We start from the raw sequence: 16,855 nt of genomic DNA on the forward strand, positions 1-16,855 counted from the left end.
CGCGGCGCCCACCGGTGTCCGGTGCGCGCCGCGAGGCGGCCGTCGAGTCGGCCGCGTCTGCCTACCTGACGTAACCGCTCCGGTCCCAGCCGTCCTCGCCCCCCTCCGAGCCGGGTGCCGACGTGGCGGCGTCGTCATAGGACGCACCGATGACTATCTCTCTGACCTCGGTAAGCGTGGTGGCCGAGGCGCCGTTGAGGCAGACACGGACGCTGAAGGGGAACACCGTCTCACCGACGCCGGGCCGGGAGGAAACAAAAGCCGGGCGTGCCCACTCCTGGTCCCCTCCGAGCGCACGACAACGCTCGCCGGGCGCGGGATACGGGCTGGGTTCGACTTCCGTGTCCATGTCGACGATCCCCCGGTCCCGCTCCTCCGAGCGGCTGAAGGAGATCACTGCCTCTCCCTCGGCGAGACGAGGCAGGGACGCGCAGGGGTAGCCGTCCCTGGCCGGCGTGCCGAGGCACGACGGCGTCGCCGTCACGGGCCTGTTGGCGACCAGGACGCCCTCGGTGTCCGGCGGGCCCGCTTGCTCACGCGCGTACCAGCCGTCGGGCACGTCGAGACGGAGCGCACCGCCCGCGAGAGCGATCCGGTGCTCCGAGGGCGGCGCGGCGACCTGACTTCGGAGCGGCTGGACGAGGGGGTTGTGAAACAGGGCGACCGCCGCAGCGCCCACCACCGTCGCCGCCAGTGCTCTGCGTCGTCGACTGCGCGTCCTCACCCGTTTGTGGACCTGGCGCATGCGGTCCGCAGGCGCCGGCAGCACCGGCACAGTTCGTTCCAGCAGCTCTCGCAACTGCCGCTCCCCCGCCTCCTGTTCGTCAGCGTCGCGCACCGTGCTCCCCCTCCTCGAGATGAGTGTGCAAGGCCGGCATGCCACGCAACGCGCGCAGAGCCTTGAGGGACTGGCTCTTGACCGTGCCGGGCCGGCAACCGAGCGTCTCGGCGGTCTCCTCGATGCTCAAGTCCTCGAAGTAGCGCAGGACGACCACCGCGCGCTGCCGGGGCGGCAAGGACCGCACCGCGACGGCGAGCGAATGCTGGAGATCGATCCCCGCGAACACGTCCTCGGTGGCGGACTCGGGTAGCTCCCCGTGCGGAACCTCGCCGCGCCAGCGCCGCCGCCACCAGGACGAGAAGGTGGTGACCAGAGCCTTGCGGGCATAGGCCTCCGGGTTGCCCTCGGCGATCCGGTGCCATGTGGGCCACAGCTTGGCCAGTACCGTTTGCACCAGGTCCTCCGCCAGGTGGGCATCGCCCGTCAGCAGCCACGCCGCGCGCAGCAGCCGCGGGCCGCGTGCCGTGACGAACTGCTCGAAGTCCGACGACGAGCCTTTCACCGACGCCCCTTAACCCTCGCGTCCGGGCTTCTCGGGACGGATTCCCCAAGCGCCTCGTGGCTGCCGCACCGTCCCGAGCCCCGGTCCGCCTGCCCCGGGCATCTCCGCTCGGCGGACGGAGAGGGTGCCGGTCACCTCACCGCTCACGCCGGCAGGCCCGCCTCGGGGCGGGCGATCAGGGACCGCAGCATCGCCACGCCTCGTGAGGCGAGCGAGGAGACGGTCCCCTGGGGGCAGTTCAGATCTTCGGCGACCTGTCTTTCCGGTAGATCACAATAGTGGCGCAGCACTACCGCTGTCCGCTGCTGCGGGGGCAACTGGGCCAGGACGGCGCCCAGCCGGAGACGGTCTTCCACCAGGCCCGCGGAGTCGGCCGTGACGGTGGGCTCCGGCAGCCTCTCCGTGGGCCGTTCGCCCTGCCAGCGTCGTCGGGCCGCTCGTGCGGCCGCACGCGTCAGTATCCGCCGGGCGTATGCCTCGGGTGCTCCGTTCGCGATCCGCGGCCAGACCAGCCACAGCTTGACGAGTGCCTCCTGCACCAGATCCTCGGCCGCGTGACGGTCGCCGCCCGCCAGCGTGTCCGCGTACCCCAGGAGCGCCGGCCGACGGGCCGTCACGAACTCGTCGAACGAGCACTCCGTCGTAGTTCCCGTCCGCATGCGCTGCACCCCTCGTCTGCCGTGCCTCATCTGTTCGGGTGCGCGGCCCCCGGCCGCGCGCCTCACGCCTTGTAACGCGGTGACGAGCGGAGTACGACAGCCCCGGCCGCCACAAACGTGACCGACGTCACACGTGGACCGTGCAGGGAACCGGCACGGCCAGGTCCTTTTTCTTGTGCGGTGGCGATACCGCGCCCACGGCACACTCCGTGGCGGCCCGGCCGGGCCGCCCGTCCCCGTACGGCGCCGAGCCGCCGCACGACGACTTCCTCATCGGACGGACAAGTGATCACCTTGCGTTTGCGCACTACATGGACGGTGCTCGCGGCAATGAGCGTGCTGGCCCTGTCGGCATGCGGCCAGAGCGACTCCGAGGCGTCCTCCCGCGGCGAGGCGGGCACCGCGGCCGGGGACGCCCCGTCGGCCGCGCCGGGCGGCGCGCTCACCGTCCCCGAGGACGCCGACCCGGATACGAAGAGGTACTACCTGACCGAGAACGCGATCGCGGCCTGTATGAAGAAGCGAGGATTCAGCTACACACCGGTCGCCGAGCCCTACACGTCACCGGGGGAGGCGAACTTGGCGATCGACGGCGAGGACTACGCCCTGGCGAAGAAGTACCGGCAGAAGTACGGCTTCGGTCTCTACGCTTCCGCCGTCTACCCCAATGATCCGGCCCTGGCAACCGCGGACGTGAAGCCCGACCCCAACGACACCTACCGCGACTCTCTTCCCGCCGCCCAGCAGAAGGCGTACAAGAAGGCGTTGGGGCAGTTGGAAGGTACCGTCGACTCTGCCACACCTCCGCGTCCCCCCAAGGACGGATGCGTCGCGCAGGCCGAACTGAAGGTGAACGGGCCGGCCAAGTCGAAAGCCGAGCAGGAACGGGAGAACGCGCGACAGGCGGAGCGGGACAAGCAGGCCGGGCAGGCCCTCAACGGCGACCCGCAACTCGTCTCCCTCGCCCAGGAGTACGCCGCCTGCCTGCGCAAGAAGGGCATCACGGTCACCACCACCCAGCCCACCGGCATCGGCGACATGGTGAAGTTCCAGGTGGGCGCCCAGATGCTGTCGGAACCGAGCAAGGAAGAAGCGCTGCCGAAGCTCGCCCGTGAGATCGACCTCGCGCTCAAGGACCTCGAGTGCGGCAAGCAGTTCAGGGCCGCTTACTGGCCCAAGTACAAGAAGAACCCCTACGTCGGGGACAACGGATGAGGCCCCGCGAGAAGCGGCGGAGCAGCCGTACGAGGCGCCTGGGCGTGATCGTCGCCGTGGTCGCCGTCGTCGGGGCGGGCGGCTGGTTCGCCGGCACCCGTATGCAGTCACCCGCCGATGCCGCGGCCTCGCAGCAGCCGCCGAAGGCGGGCGCGGTGACCGTGCCCGTGGAGCACCGTGCACTGACCGCCACCGTGGTGGCCCAGGGCAGCCTGGAGTACGGCTCTCCGCGAAGTCTCACCCTGGCAGGGTCCGTCGGTGCGTCCCAGGAGAGCGACGAGGAAGCCGGTGCCGCCCAGCGGGTCACCAAGGCGCCGTCCGCCGGAAGCCGGCTGACGGAAGGCGATGTCCTCATGCAGGTGAACGGCAGGCCGGTGCTGGTGCTGCGCGGGCCGGTACCGATGTACCGGACCATCGGCCCCGGTTCCTCGGGGGACGACGTCAGACAACTGCAGAAGGCCCTCAACAGGCTGGGCTTCCCGACGGGCGGCGTCACCGGGACCTACGGGCAGGGCACCGCGTCCGCGGTCGGCCGTTGGTACCGGAGCAAGGGGTACACGGCGCAGGAGCCCACCAGCGCCGACCGGCAGCAACTGGGGCAACTCGAGACCGCGGTGTCCGACGCGCAGCTCGCGCTGCTCACCGCGCGGGGGGACGGCGGGAAGTCCGAGGGCGACGGTGAGTCCGGACCGGAATCGAAGGAGGTCCGGCGCCTGCAGATCAAGTCGGCCGAGAAGCAGCTTCAGCTGGCGAACTCCGCGCTGGCCTCCTTCAAGGCCGGCTACGGGACCAAGGTGCCTGCGGGAGAAGTGATCTTCCTGCCCGAGTTTCCGGTCCGGGTCGACAAGGCCAAGGTGCGCGCCGGTGACACCCCGGACGGGGAAGTCGCCGCCGTGACGAGTTCCGACGTCGTGGTGGACGCCGTGGTGCCCGGCGCGGACGCCGCTTCCCTGCGCGAAGGGATGGCGGTCCAGGTCACGACAGCGGACGGCAAGGAAGCCAAGGGTGTGCTCAGCGAAATCGGCGCACCGGGGTCGGCACCGGAGGACACCGCGGGACACGCTGAAAGTGGGGAGCCCGCGACCACCGGAGCGTCCGGCGGCGGCACGTCGGACCCTGTGCCTCTGAAGGTCACCATCCCGAAGCCCGGCCCGCTCGCCAAGGACGCGGGCGGCGCGGTGACGGTGACCATCGAGGTGGGCGACTCGAGCGGCAAGGTCCTGGCCGTGCCCGTCGCCGCGGTCCAGACCTCGGCGGGCGGGCAGGCGCGCGTACGGGTCGAGCGGGACGGGAGTGTGCGGCGTGTCGAGGTCGACCTCGGGATCTCCGCGGACGGGCTGGTCGAGGTGAAGCCGGACGGCGGCGCGCTCAAGAAGGGCGACCTCGTGGTGGTCGGCCAGTGACCGGACCCCTGGCACCCGGTGACATGCCGGACGAAGGCGACGTCATCAAGCTGATCGGTGTCCGTCGCACCTTCGACTCCGATCCGCCCGTGCACGCACTGCGCGATGTGAACCTGACGGTCCGGCGAGGAGAGCACCTGTCGATCGTCGGGCCGTCGGGGTCGGGCAAGTCCACCCTGCTGAACACGCTCGGGCTGCTGGACAGCCCGAGCTCGGGGGACTACTGGCTGGACGGGGTCAGGACCGGCGCCCTCACGGACCGTCAGCGCACCGCGCTGCGCGGAAGCAGTATCGGCTTCGTCTTCCAGTCCTTCCATCTGCTTCCCTACCGGACCGTGGAAGAGAACGTCATGCTGGCGGAGATCTACCGCAGGCCCCGCCCGGGCAGAGCGCGCCGCAGCCGTGCCGAACGCGCCAGAGCGGCACTGGACCGGGTGGGGCTCTCCCACCGGCACGGTTTCCGGCCCGATCGTCTGTCCGGCGGCGAGCGCCAGCGTGTGGCCATAGCCCGGGCGCTGATGAGCGAACCGGCCCTGCTGCTGTGCGACGAACCCACCGGCAACCTCGACAGCGAGAACACGCTCTCGGTCCTGGACCTCTTCGACCAACTCGGCGCGCAGGGCATGACCCTGGTCGTGATCACCCATGACGAGGCGGTCAGCAGGCGCGCGACCAAGCGGGTGCGGATCCACGACGGGCAGCTCAGTCAGGAGTACGCATGAGGCACCGTCGCCGTGCTGTCGCCGCGGACCCGGAGAAGAAGGCCGGGCGTCCCTGGATCGCTCCGAGAGACCTGTGGACGGAAGCGGTGGCGGGCGTACTGGCCCGTCCGCTGCGGTCCGCTCTGACCACACTGGGCACCGTGCTGGGTATCGGCACGCTGGTCATCACGATCGGGGTGGCGTCGACGGCCGCCCACCAGATCGTCGGCCGGTTCAACGCGCTCACCGCGACCTCGGTCACCGTCGAGGTGCCGCCCCCGGCGTCCGACACCGTCCCGCTGGTGGACTGGGAGGGCATCGCTGCCGTGAACCGGCTGGCCGGGGTGGAATCGTCCGCCGCGCTCGCGCAGACGGACGAACTGGCCGCCGTACAGGTGCGGACCAACGACGTGGTCACGCCCGGTGGCCTGTCCGGCCAGACGCTGGCCGTCGCCGCCGCCTCGCCCTCCCTGCCGGCGGCGGTGCGAGGCGACGTCACGGCCGGCCGGTTCTACGACAGCGGCGACATCGCCCGGCACGCCCGGGTGGCGGTGCTGGGCGACCAGGCGGCTCGTCTCCTCGGCATCACGGAGGTGAACGACTCGCCCGCGGTCTTCTTCAACGGGCACTCCTTCACCGTGATCGGGATCCTCGGCGGATTCAAGCGCGAGCAGCGCCTGTCCACCTCGGTGATCCTGCCGCCCACGACAGCGAGGGACCGCCTCGGCCTGGGTACGGTGAACCGAGTCCTGATCAACACCTCCCTCGGCGCCGCGCAGCAGGTCGCCAGGCAGTCACCCGTCGCCCTGACGCCCAACAGCGCGAAGGCACTCACTGTCCTCGCCCCGCCCGATCTGTCGAAGGCACGCAAAGGGGTCCAGGGCGACGTCAACAGCCTGTTCCTGGTGCTCGGGCTGGTCTCCCTGATCGTGGGTGCCATCGGTATCGCCAACGTCACGCTGGTCACCGTGATGGAACGGGTCGGAGAGATCGGACTGCGGCGCGCCCTCGGCGCTTCGCGCCGGCAGATCGCCGGGCAGTTCCTCATGGAGTCGACGACGATCGGCCTGCTGGGCGGGGTCATCGGCGCCGCCCTGGGCATGGTCGTCGTGGTGTCCGTGTCGGCGGTCAAGGACTGGACTCCCGTACTCGACGGCCGGCTTGCCCTCGGCGCACCGGTGGTCGGCGCGGTGGTCGGGCTGCTGGCGGGCGTGTACCCGTCGCTGCGGGCCTCCCGGATGGAACCGGTCGAGGCGTTGCGCGCCCCGTCCTGACAACGTGTCTCCGTCACGCCGCTTCAGGGACGACAGGGGCTGTCCAGGACCGCGAGAACCACCAAGCTCGCTGCGGACACGTGACGCGCACGGCGTTTAAGGCGACCAGCGCGTCGTTCGCGCCGATCTGCACCCACAGGTCGCCGTTGCCGCGGGCCTTGTCGAGCCGGTCGGAGGAGAAGTCGGGCAGCGGGTTCAGCGCGCGGGGCCGCTGACGCCGCAGTCCGGTCCGGCCGAAGGAAGGAGTGACCGCAGCCGAAGGTGACCGTCAGCGAGGAAGGCAGCCCCGCGTCCCGGGCCACGCCGGTGTACCCGTCACCGGCCGGCTCGCCCGCCGGTCGGTGAGCTGGGGCGGCGTCGTCCGGATCGCGCAGGCCGACGCCCAGCACCAAGGCGTGCGGCGGCGGCGCGGAGTCGTCCCCGCGCCGCCGATGGCCGCGGTGTCGCGCGCCCCGCGACCAACTCGGGCAGGGTGGCCCCGAGACGGTGCATCACCCTGATCAGGCCACCGTGGGCGTGCGGCCGGGGAACCGGCGGCTCCCGGGTCGCAGAGGGCACCGCATCCGCCGCGTCCCGACAAGCCCGGCAGCCGGGTCCGCTCAGCGGCCCGCGGCGGTGAGCCATTCCGTGACGGCCGCGACGGCACGGGTGCGCAGGAGGGGTGCCGCTTCGACGGCCGCCCGGCGCAGACCTGCCGGATGGATGTCCGCCGCGGCCAGGGCTTCGGCGTGTCCGACGAGCCACCTCTCGATGTCCTCCGCGGGGGTCTCCAGATGGAACTGCAGGGCCAGGACCTGTGTACCGAGCGCGAAGGCCTGGTGCGGGCAAGCCGGCGTGCCGGCCAGGAGCTGTGCGTTCCCGGGGATGCCGAACATGTCGTTGTGCCAGTGCAGTACCGGCACTCCCGCCAGGTGGCGCAGAGGGGAGGCTGTCCCTTCCGGGGTGAGCTCCACCGGTGCGTAGCCGATCTCCCGTGCCGCGCCGGGAGTGACCTGCGCACCCAGGGCACGGGCGAGCAACTGCGCGCCGAGGCAGATGCCCAGCGTCGGCGAACCGTCGGCCAGCCGGGCGCGCAGCGCAAGGAGTTCGTCGGCCAGGAACGGATAACGGCCGGCGTCATGGGCGCCCACCGGGCCGCCGAGTACCACCACCAGGTCGGCGGCCCGGATCAGCGCGGTGTCGACCGGCTGGGTGGCGACATCCATGTAGTGCGTCAGGTAGCCGCGCTCCCTGAGCAACGGTCCGAGAAGTCCGAGGTCCTCGAAGCCGAGGTGGCGGACAGCCAGCGCGGTCCGGCTCGGTGAGGTGTCTGCGGTATCCGTGGGCATGGCCGCCCTCCTCGCGGGTTGCCGGCGGGTCATGTACGGAGGTAGGACGCGCCGTTGAGGTCGACGACGGTTCCCGAGGCCCAGGCCGCCGCGGGAGACGCCAGGAAGTGGACCGTGGCGGCGATCTCGGCCGGCGTCCCGACCCTGCCGAACGGGCTCTCCCCCCGCAGTCGGTCGCCCTCCGGTCCCGACAGGCGCGCGGCCTGGCGCTCGGTGGCCACGAAACCGGGCGCGACCGAGGTGACGGCGATGCCGTGCGGGGCCAGCGCCACCGACAGCGACTGGCCGAGGGCGTGCAGCGCCGCTTTGGTCGCACCGTAGGCCGGGAAATCCGGTTCTCCCCGGAACGCACCGCGTGAGCCGATGTTTACGATCGCCCCGCCGGCGCCACGGTCGATGAGGTGCCGGGCGACGGCCCAGCTCAGGTCGGCCGCGCCGAGCAGGTTGACCTGGACCATGCGGCGCCAGATTCGCTGCCAGTCGGCCAGCGGGGTGTCCGGGATCCGGTGCTGTGTCTCCGCCGTGGGCCCCACGGCCGCGTTGTTCACCAGCACATCCACCACGCCCAGCGCGTTCACCGCCTCGGTCACCAGCCGCTCGGCCGCGTCGGGCTCGCCCAGGTCCGCCCGCAGCAGGACATGTCCTTCGCCCGGCATCTGCCGCAGGGTCTCCTCGGCGTCCGAGCGGCGGGCGGCGTACTGCAGGGCGACGCGGTCGCCGCCTTCGGCGAAGGCCAGTGCGACGGCCCTGCCGATACCACGCGAGCCGCCTGTGACGAGGACGCCCCTCATCGCGCGAACACCATGGATGCGTCACGGAAGGACTTGAACTCCAGGGCGTTGCCGGCCGGGTCGCGGAAGAACATGGTCCACTGCTCACCGGGCTCGCCGGGGAAGCGGAGGTGGGGCTCGATGCCGAAGCGCACCCCGGCGGCGCGAAGCCGGTCGACGCATGCGTGGAAGCGTCGCTCGTCCAGCAGAAGGCCGAAGTGCGGGACGGGCACGGTGTGCTTCTCGACCCGGCTGGTGCCCGCCGGCTGCGGAACGTTCGGTACCAGGTGGGTCACCAGCTGATGCCCCTCGAGGTTCCAGTCCACCCAGTGGTCGGTGCTCCGGCCCTCGGCCAGGCCGAGCACCCCGCCGTAGAAGTGACGGGCGGCGGCCAGGTCGTCTACGGGGATGGCCAGATGCATGGCGGGTCGATGGGTCATGGTGCGCCTCCGTGGGCTCGCTGACCGGAGCAGCATGCTCAGGCCAATGGTCGAATGTCAACATTAGGACATCCAGCCAATTGGCAACGAACAGTTTCGATGTCAACATCGAGACATGTCATCCGCACTGCCGAAGGCCCCCCGTCGCGGGCTCGCCGACGAAGCCGCCGACCTTGTGCGAGCGGCCATCTTCTCCGGGCACTTCCCCCCCGGAGCCCCCCTGCGCGAGGTGGAGCTGGCCGCACGCCTCGGCGTGAGCCGGGGCTCGGTCCGCGAGGGTCTGGCGCGGCTGGAACGGGAAGGGCTGGTCCGGGGCGGCTGGCACCGGGGCACCACGGTCATCGATGTCACGGCGGAGGACGTCGAGGAGGTCTATACGCTGCGTGCCGCGCTGGACCGACTGGCCGCCACCACCGCGCGGCGTACCGCCTCACCGGAGAATCTCTCCCGGCTGGACCAGACGGTCGCCGACATGGCGGCCGAGATCGCCGGAGCCGCCGACGCCCGCCGCCTGGTCGCGCTGGACATCGCCTTCCACGACCAGATCTACACCGCTGCGGGCAACGACAGGCTGACGACCGCTTGGCGGACCATCCGCTCGCAGCTGCACCTCTTCCAGTTGCGCCGCGCGGACGCGGGCTACGACCACTATCGCGCACGCGTGGTCGACGAGCACCGCGAACTGGCCGCGCTGCTGCGCTCCGGCGACCCCAACACCCTGGCCCGACTGGCCGAGGAGCACGTGGACTCCGCGCGCCGCAGCCTGCTGGCGGGGCTGGCGGACTGAGCCGGGACCGAGGCACGTGCCCCGAACCGCGGTGCCGCGGCACGGCCCCCGGCCACGGGCGGTGCCGGCCGTGGCCGGAGGTCGTGCCGTCCTCACCACGGCGGGGCCGGCGACCCGGCCTGGGCCGCCGCATCCGTAGGCAGGACCACCATGCTCGGAGGCACCTGGAGACCGGGAGGTGAGAACCCACGAGCCGCGCGGTGCCGGGTGGGAGCAGACGTGCACGACGGTATGCGCGGGAGCGGGAGCGGGACACGGCCGCCCCGTGCGGCCGTCGTGCCGGACGGTGACCGAGGTCGCCTGGAACGCACGGCAGGAGTGCGTCTCACCCCACCCCGCCGGGGATCCATTCCACCCGCCGGGTGACACCGTCGAGCACGTCGTCCAACGGCTCCACCCCGATCCCGGGCCCGGTGGGCACCGCAAGGTGACCGTCGCGCACGACGAACGGCTCGGTGATGTCGGTACGGTAGTAGCGGTCCGAGCCCGAGGTGTCACCGGGCAGGGTGAACCCCGGCAGCGCGGCGAGAGCCACGTTCGCGGCCCGGCCCAGTCCCGTCTCCAGCATCCCGCCGCACCACACCGGCACCCCGTGCGCGACACAGACGTCGTGGATGCGCCGGGCCTCCAGGTAACCGCCCACCCGGCCGGGCTTGATGTTGACGACCGCGCAGGCGCCCAGCCGGATGGCGTCGGCCGCCGCCCGCGCCGAGGTGACCGACTCGTCCAGGCAGACCGGCGTACGGATCTGCCGGGCCAGCGCCGCGTGCCCGAGGACGTCCTCCTCCGGCAGCGGCTGCTCGATCAGCAGCAGACCGAAGTCGTCCAGGCGGGCCAGATGACGGGCGTCGGCCAGGCCGTAGGCGGTGTTCGCGTCCACCTGGAGCGCCACCTCGTCGCCGAAGCGTTCCCGCACGGCCCGGACCGGTTCCACGTCCCAGCCGGGCTCGATCTTGAGCTTGATGCGGACGTATCCGGCGTCCAGGTATCCCGCCACGCTGTCGAGCAGCTCCGGCACCGAGTCCATGATGCCGACGGAGACACCGCAGGGCACCCTGTCCCGCACCGCGCCCAGCTCGCGGGCCAGCGGGCGCCCTGAGGCACGCAGCTCCGCGTCCAGAACTCCCATCTCCAGCGCCGCCTTGGCCATCCGGTGACCGTGGAAGGCCGCCAGGGCCGGCGCCACGCCGACCGCGTCGAGACGGTCCGCGCGCGCGAGCGCCGGGACGAGGAAACGGCGCAGGACGTCGGCGGTGGCCTCGACGTACTCCGAGGAGTACAGCGGGTCCGCCATCGCCACGCACTCCCCCCACCCCTCACCCTCGTCGGTGACCACCCGCACCAGCAGCGCCTCACGGACGGTGGCGGTTCCGAAGGACGTACGGAACGGTGCCACCAACGGCATCTCGACATGGCGGAGTTCGACGCCTGTGAGCTTCATCGGTTCCCCTTCTGCAGGATGTACCAGCCGGTCCTGTCGAATCCGGTGACCCGGGCACCGCCGGCCAGCAGTGTGCCGAGCACGTCGCGCAGGGCGGCACGCCACTGTCTGGCCTGCCCGGGCGAGGTCAGGCGGAGCCGTTCGATGTCCTGCGGGACCGCGACCAGCAGGGTCGGGCCGTCCAGCGTGCCGGGGACCGGACCGGCATCCTGGCCCCTGCCCAGCGCCTCCACGGCCCCCGCCGCACGGCAGGCCGCCACGTCGCCCGGCGTGGGCGCCCCGGCGCAGGCCGCACGGACCGGGTCGCTGTCCAGTTCCCACCGCACGAGCAGGCGGTCGGTGTCGTCATCGCCGTTGATGCCGTCGTGCACGTCTCCGTAGAAGTTCGTCAGGTACTCCTCCGGCCGAGTGCCGAGTTTGACGAGGTTGAAGTAGGAGTTGCGCCGCACCAGCGGGTCGAAGGTCCAGCTGATCGCCGACACGCCCCGCTGCAACGACCAGGCACGCTGGTGCAGCTTGAGGGCGAAGCCGACACTGCGGCCCCGGGCCGCGTTGGACACGCCGGCGATGTGACTGTGCAGCGTCCCGTCCGCCGGGGCGCCGAAGAATCCGACGCACGCGCCGATCAGCTCGTCCCCGTCGAAGGCTCCGCCGATGTAGTTGCCCGACTTCGCCAGGGCCCGCAGCAGTTCGCCGGTCATCAGGGCACTGGTCGGACCGGGCCGCCAGATGAGGTCGAACAAGGCGTGCACCTGGTCGAGTTCCCGGCCGGCTGTCACCTCCCGGACCCGCACCCCGGAGGCGTCGGCGGCGGCCACCGCCTGGGCGACGGCGTCCGCGACGGCCGCGTGCGTGCTGCTCCCGGGGTGGTGGTTCGAGTCGAACACGGGCCTGATGCCTCCTGCCGTCGATGGCTGACTCATGTGCGCCCTTCCCCGAGGAGCCGGGTGGGCCTGCCCGCCCGGGGCACCGGACCGGTGAGCAGATCGTCCGTCAGCGCGGCCAGCAGTGCGCTGCGGCCCGGGAGTTCGGCCACGAGCACGTGCTCGTCATCGGCGTGGGCTCCGCCGCCCACCGCGCCGAGCCCGTCCAGCGTGGGCGTACCGACGCCCGCGGTGAGGTTCCCGTCGGACGCGCCGCCCACCGCCGTGCCCACGGGCTCGGGCAGGCCGAGCCGGGCCGCGACGGCGACAGCGCGGGCGAACAGTTCCGCGGAGGCGGCGGGTTCCATCGGCGGCCGGTTCGGGCCGCCGCCGATGTCCAGCCTCGCGCCGGGAAGGACCGGCCGCAGCGTGCGCATCGCCCGGTCCACCCGGGACTGCTCGGCCGCGTCCGCCACCCGTACGTCGACAGCGAAACGCCCGGCCTCCGCAACGGTGTTGGTGGTGGTGCCGGAGACCAGCACGGTCGGCGTCACACTCGTCCCGCGGGCCGGGTCCGGCAGCGCGCTGACCGCGAGGACCTGGTGGGCCAGTTCCACGGTGGCGTTCACACCCCGCTCCGGTTCCAGTCCGGCATGGGCGGCCCGGCCGCGCACCCCGACCTCGTACAGCGACACCCCCTTGCGGCCGGTCTTCAGGGCGCCTCCGTCCGCCGACGCCTCCAGTACCAGTGCCGCCGCGCAGCGCGACGCCTCTTCCTCCACCAGTCCTCGCGACGTCGGCGAGCCCATCTCCTCGTCTCCGGTGACCAGGAGGGTGACACCCGCGGGGTCGGGCAGGGCCGCGAGGGCATGGAAGGCCATGATCAGCCCCGCCTTCATGTCGAAACAGCCGGGGCCGCGCAGTACGCCGTCGACGACGGAGAACGGGTGGCGGTCCAGCGAGCCGATCGGCCACACCGTGTCGTGGTGCCCGAGCAGCAGCACCCGCGGCGGTCCGTCGCCCAGCCGCCACCGCAGATGGGCGCGCCCCTCGATGACGATCCGTTCCGGCCGGACACCGAGCAGGGAGGTCCCCACTTCGGCCACCACGTCGGCGCTCGCGGCGACCGCATCGAGGTCGGCCGACGGCGACTCGCAGCGAATGAGCGACTCGAGGCCGGCGAGCATCCGGGGCAGCGCCGCGGTCATGTGCGCGACCAGCGCGGTCCCCGTCACTTGGAGACCACCTTGGGAGTGGCGCGCACCCCGTGGTGCAGGTACTTCTCGCCACCCGGCAGCGTGTAGAAGACCACCGGCCGCCAGGTTTCGCTGTCCGGGTCCCGTACGGCGAAGAGATCACCGGAGGCGTCGAGCGGGACCAGCGGGTACTCGTCCACCGGGTCGGGCACCAGCTCGGCCAGCGGGCCTGTGACCGTGGTCCGCAGGACCCCCTCGCCGTCCCGCTCCAGCACCTCGATCCGTGCCCCCGCCCGCTCGTAGACGCCGGTGTGGGACCGGATGTCCACGGCCGGGGGATGCGGCGGGGGGGCTGGTGTGCGTGGCATGTCGAGCCCGGCCAGCTCGGCGAAGATCTCCCCGAACAGCTCCTCGTACAGGTCGCGGGCGTTGCCACCGTTGGTGAGCAGCGTGACGGCGAGGCCGTCGGCGGGCAGCAGCCGCAGGAAGGCGGACTGGCCGATGGTATTGCCGTCGTGGCCCAGTACCAGCCGCCCGTCCCAGGTGAAGCGGCACCAGCCGAGGCCCCAGGAGTCGCCGAGCGTGTACGGGTCGGGCAGCTCGGCGTGCCGTTCGGCCATCGCCGCAGTACCGGCCTCGCTCAGCAGCCGCCCGCCGGCGGTCAGCCCGCCGGACAGGTGAGCCCGGGCGAACGCCAGGACGTCTGCGGCCGTGGAGGTGATCAGCCCGGCCGGTCCGAGCGAGCGGGGCAGGCCCCACACCGGCGCCCGCCGTGGCGAGCCGTCGCCGTCGTGCCCCTCGTGGCCCGTGGCAGCCCGGTGCAGCAGTGCCTCCTCCGGCAGGGTCACCGTGTGCCGCAGTCCCAGGGGTGTGAAGACCCGCTCGCGCATCGCCCGGTCCCAGGTGACACCGGTGAGCCTCTCCACGACCCGGCCCATCAGGGAGTAGCCGGAGTTGCAGTACGACCAGGTGGCGCCGATGGGATGGTTGACCGCCACGTCGGCCAGCTCCGCGACGTACTTCTCCAGGCAGTCGTCACCGCGTCCGGTGTCGGTGAAGACGTCACCGTCGATGCCGCTGGTGTGGGTCAGCAGATGCCGCATCGTCACGGACTTCGTGGTCTGCGGGTCGGCCAGGGACAGCTCGGGAAGCACCGCGGTGAGCGGTGCGTCGAGGTCGAGCAGCCCCTCGTCGGCCAGCTGCATGACCACGGTGGCCGTCCACACCTTCGAGATCGAGCCGATCTGGAAGAGGGAGTCGGTGGTCACCGGCACCCCCGTATCGGCGTTGAGCACGCCGTGGGCCGCCTCGGCCGACTCCTCGTGCCGCGCGCCGCCCGCGTCCGGACGGGTCCGCAGGATCCCCAGCACCGCCCCGGGCACCCGGTGCCGGACGGCGAGGGCGTCGAGCCGGCGCTGCCAGTGCGCGGTGTCGATCGGCGGCCGGCCGCCCGCATGGTGCTCCACCCACGCCGCGACACGGCGGTTGAGGTCCAGCAGATGCGACGGGGGACCGTCCAGCGGGAACATGTGGGAGCCGCCCGGGTAGAGCACCAGCCGCGTGGGCACCTCGCGTTCGCGCAGGGCGGTGTGCCACTGCGCGGCCTGGCTCACCGGGCAGATCAGATCGTCCGTGCCGTGGTAGATCAGGGTGGGCGTACGGACCCGGTCCACCCGCGTCAGGGGAGACATGGCCGCATACCGCTCCCCGTGGGCCCAGGGCGGCCCGTGGAACTCGTACCGGGCGAGGAAGGGCCCGTCCTCGGCGGAACCGGCCATGCTGGTCATGTCGCTGACGATGCCGCCGGCGACGGCCGCGGCGAACCGGTCGTCGAGGCCGGTCAGATAGCAGGTCATGTAGCCGCCGTAGCTGTACCCCGTGACCGCGAGCCGGCCGGGGTCGGCGAGTCCCTCGGCGACCAGTGTGTCCAGGGGTTCCAGCAGGTCCTTGGCGTCGGCCAGACCCCACGCGTCGTGCACGGCGTCGAAGAAGTCCTCGCCGTAACCGTCGCTGCCCCGCGGGTTGACCAGGAGCACGGCCCAGCCGCGGGCGGCGAGCAGCTGGTGGTAGAGGTGTACGGGGTCGGCGGCGCCGTTCCAGGCGTTGTGCGGTCCGCCGTGGATGTCGAGCAGCAGCGGCCGCGGCCGGTCCTCCTCCTGCGCCCCTTCAATCAGCCAGCCCTGCACCACGGTGCCGTCGGAGATGGTGAACTCCCGCTCCGTGCGCGGGAACAGCTCGACATCGGCCAGGGCGGCGCCGTGTGCGGTGCACACCGTCTCGGCGCCCGACGCCAGGTCGACGGCGACGATCTCGCCGAAGGAGGTGGGTGTCGCGAGCACCGTGACGGCCGTACCGCCGTGCACGCTCAGGCCCGACACCGTGCGTCCGGCGCCGCCCAGCACCGGGCGTGGCCGAGGCCCGTCCGGGCCACCGGGACCGGTGGCGTACACATGCGTGCATCCGCGGTCGCGGACGCAGAACAGCACCGAGTGGCCGCCTTCCGCGAGCTGCGGCAGCGCACCGGGGTAGCCGGGGCCGCCGGGCATCACATTGCGGTCGAGTCCGGAGGCGAGGTCCCTCACCCCGGTGCCGGGCTCGCCGCCGAGCGGGAGGTGCAGCAGCCGCGCATGGCCCACCGGGGCCCCGGGATGACCGATGACCAGCAACGCCCCACCGTCCGCGGTCCAGTCGGCGCTCAGCGCCACACCCTCGGCCGGGCCGACCCGCACCGCGGACGCCCCTTCCTTCTCGACGGCGACGACATGGGCCGCCGAGTGGGCGGTCAGGTCCGCCCGCGGGCCGGTCGCGGCGGTGAACGCCAGGCGCGTGCCGTCCGGGGACCACCTGGGCGGCGAGGCGTGCCGGTCCCCGTCGGTGACCTGGCGGCAGCGTCCGGTCGCGAGGTCGAGGACATGCAGGTGCCGGCGGACCGTGCCGAGGAGTCCGGCACCGTCCACCTGGTAGTCGAGCCGCTCGGTGACCACCGGCCGGCCCGGCGCCCCCGGGGCTCGTGTTCCCCGCTCGGGGTCGGTGTCGACCGGCGCGGTGAAGGCGATCCTGGTGCCGTCCGGGCTCCAGACCGGGGCGCCGGCGCCCAGCGGCAGACGAGTGAGCTGCTCGGCCTCGCCGCCGTCGACGGGCAGTTGCCACACCTGCGGCGGTCCGTCGCCGGTACGCAGGAACGCGACACGGGTCCCGTCAGGAGACCAGGCCGGCGCCCGGTCGTCGTCGCCGTGGGTCAGCCGGCGGGCATCACCGCCGGTGCGCGACACCATCCACAGGGTGCGAACGGTCCGGTCGGTCTCCGTGTCACCGGTGCGCAGCACGTACACGATGCGCCGGGCGTCCGGGGACAGCGCCGGCTGCTCCGGTGTCGCGATACCGGACAGGTCCTCCAGACGCAGGGGCCGGGTCATGGCGGTGCTCCTCACTGAT

Annotated in this window: 15 protein-coding genes and 1 pseudogene; 5 read left to right on the top strand and 11 right to left on the bottom strand. The window is 72.3% G+C overall.

Annotated elements, in window-relative coordinates; all coding sequences use genetic code 11:
* Positions 1-61: 61 nt before the first annotated feature.
* The 3 genes from ACZ44S_RS23185 to ACZ44S_RS23195 form a co-directional block, all read right to left on the bottom strand.
* Positions 62-838 (bottom strand): hypothetical protein, encoded by a 777-nt coding sequence (locus ACZ44S_RS23185; protein WP_466931980.1) that lies wholly within the window; start codon positions 836-838, stop codon positions 62-64.
* The gene (locus tag ACZ44S_RS23190) at positions 825-1,343 is read right to left on the bottom strand and encodes a SigE family RNA polymerase sigma factor (RefSeq protein ID WP_466931982.1); all 519 of its coding nucleotides are present in this window, start codon (positions 1,341-1,343) and stop codon (positions 825-827) included. The genes ACZ44S_RS23185 and ACZ44S_RS23190 overlap by 14 nt, the downstream gene beginning before the upstream one ends.
* Positions 1,344-1,486: 143 nt before the next feature.
* Positions 1,487-2,002: a SigE family RNA polymerase sigma factor gene (locus ACZ44S_RS23195; protein WP_466931984.1), complete on the bottom strand. Its 516-nt coding sequence runs from the start codon at positions 2,000-2,002 to the stop codon at positions 1,487-1,489.
* A 330-nt stretch (positions 2,003-2,332) separates the two neighbouring features.
* Between ACZ44S_RS23195 and ACZ44S_RS23200 the strand changes: the two genes are divergently transcribed.
* The 4 genes from ACZ44S_RS23200 to ACZ44S_RS23215 are packed head-to-tail and all read left to right on the top strand — an operon-like array spanning position 2,333 to position 6,595.
* The gene (locus tag ACZ44S_RS23200; RefSeq protein WP_466931986.1) at positions 2,333-3,217 is read left to right on the top strand and encodes a hypothetical protein; all 885 of its coding nucleotides are present in this window, start codon (positions 2,333-2,335) and stop codon (positions 3,215-3,217) included.
* Positions 3,214-4,620 (top strand): peptidoglycan-binding protein, encoded by a 1,407-nt coding sequence (locus ACZ44S_RS23205; RefSeq protein ID WP_466931988.1) that lies wholly within the window; start codon positions 3,214-3,216, stop codon positions 4,618-4,620. Before ACZ44S_RS23200 ends, ACZ44S_RS23205 begins: the two co-directional genes overlap by 4 nt.
* Positions 4,621-4,643: 23 nt before the next feature.
* Positions 4,644-5,342 (top strand): ABC transporter ATP-binding protein, encoded by a 699-nt coding sequence (locus ACZ44S_RS23210; RefSeq protein ID WP_466932230.1) that lies wholly within the window; start codon positions 4,644-4,646, stop codon positions 5,340-5,342.
* Entirely contained in the window at positions 5,339-6,595 is a 1,257-nt protein-coding gene (locus tag ACZ44S_RS23215) for an ABC transporter permease (protein WP_466931990.1), read from the top strand. The genes ACZ44S_RS23210 and ACZ44S_RS23215 overlap by 4 nt, the downstream gene beginning before the upstream one ends.
* A gap of 85 nt (positions 6,596-6,680) precedes the next feature.
* Here the strand turns inward: ACZ44S_RS23215 and ACZ44S_RS23220 are convergent.
* The 4 genes and pseudogenes from ACZ44S_RS23220 to ACZ44S_RS23235 form a co-directional block, all read right to left on the bottom strand.
* Positions 6,681-7,021 (bottom strand): annotated as a pseudogene (locus ACZ44S_RS23220) (Dyp-type peroxidase domain-containing protein); the annotation flags it as partial.
* Between the two features lie 173 nt (positions 7,022-7,194).
* Entirely contained in the window at positions 7,195-7,923 is a 729-nt protein-coding gene (locus ACZ44S_RS23225) for a glutamine amidotransferase (protein WP_466931992.1), read from the bottom strand.
* A gap of 29 nt (positions 7,924-7,952) precedes the next feature.
* A complete protein-coding gene (locus ACZ44S_RS23230) occupies positions 7,953-8,714 on the bottom strand; it encodes an SDR family NAD(P)-dependent oxidoreductase (protein WP_466931994.1) in 762 nt (253 codons plus the stop codon).
* A complete protein-coding gene (locus ACZ44S_RS23235; protein WP_466931996.1) occupies positions 8,711-9,133 on the bottom strand; it encodes a VOC family protein in 423 nt (140 codons plus the stop codon). The genes ACZ44S_RS23230 and ACZ44S_RS23235 overlap by 4 nt, the downstream gene beginning before the upstream one ends.
* A 115-nt stretch (positions 9,134-9,248) precedes the next feature.
* Between ACZ44S_RS23235 and ACZ44S_RS23240 the strand changes: the two genes are divergently transcribed.
* The gene (locus ACZ44S_RS23240) at positions 9,249-9,920 is read left to right on the top strand and encodes a GntR family transcriptional regulator (protein WP_466931998.1); all 672 of its coding nucleotides are present in this window, start codon (positions 9,249-9,251) and stop codon (positions 9,918-9,920) included.
* Between the two features lie 325 nt (positions 9,921-10,245).
* On the opposite strand, the gene menC is transcribed toward ACZ44S_RS23240, so the two are convergent.
* Genes menC through ACZ44S_RS23260 form a run of 4 tightly spaced genes read right to left on the bottom strand, consistent with a single transcriptional unit; the run spans position 10,246 to position 16,836 of the window.
* Positions 10,246-11,361 (bottom strand): o-succinylbenzoate synthase, encoded by a 1,116-nt coding sequence (gene menC / locus ACZ44S_RS23245; RefSeq protein WP_466932000.1) that lies wholly within the window; start codon positions 11,359-11,361, stop codon positions 10,246-10,248.
* On the bottom strand, positions 11,358-12,284 hold the full coding sequence (locus ACZ44S_RS23250) for a GNAT family N-acetyltransferase (RefSeq protein ID WP_466932002.1): 927 nt from the start codon (positions 12,282-12,284) through the stop codon (positions 11,358-11,360). The genes menC and ACZ44S_RS23250 overlap by 4 nt, the downstream gene beginning before the upstream one ends.
* Positions 12,281-13,411, bottom strand: a complete 1,131-nt coding sequence (locus ACZ44S_RS23255; RefSeq protein WP_466932232.1) for a M20 family metallopeptidase — start codon at positions 13,409-13,411, stop codon at positions 12,281-12,283. The genes ACZ44S_RS23250 and ACZ44S_RS23255 overlap by 4 nt, the downstream gene beginning before the upstream one ends.
* Positions 13,412-13,455: 44 nt before the next feature.
* Complete coding sequence (locus tag ACZ44S_RS23260; protein ID WP_466932004.1) at positions 13,456-16,836, bottom strand: serine hydrolase; 3,381 nt, start codon at positions 16,834-16,836, stop codon at positions 13,456-13,458.
* Positions 16,837-16,855 lie beyond the last annotated feature (19 nt).

This window comes from Streptomyces malachitofuscus (genome assembly GCF_055571035.1).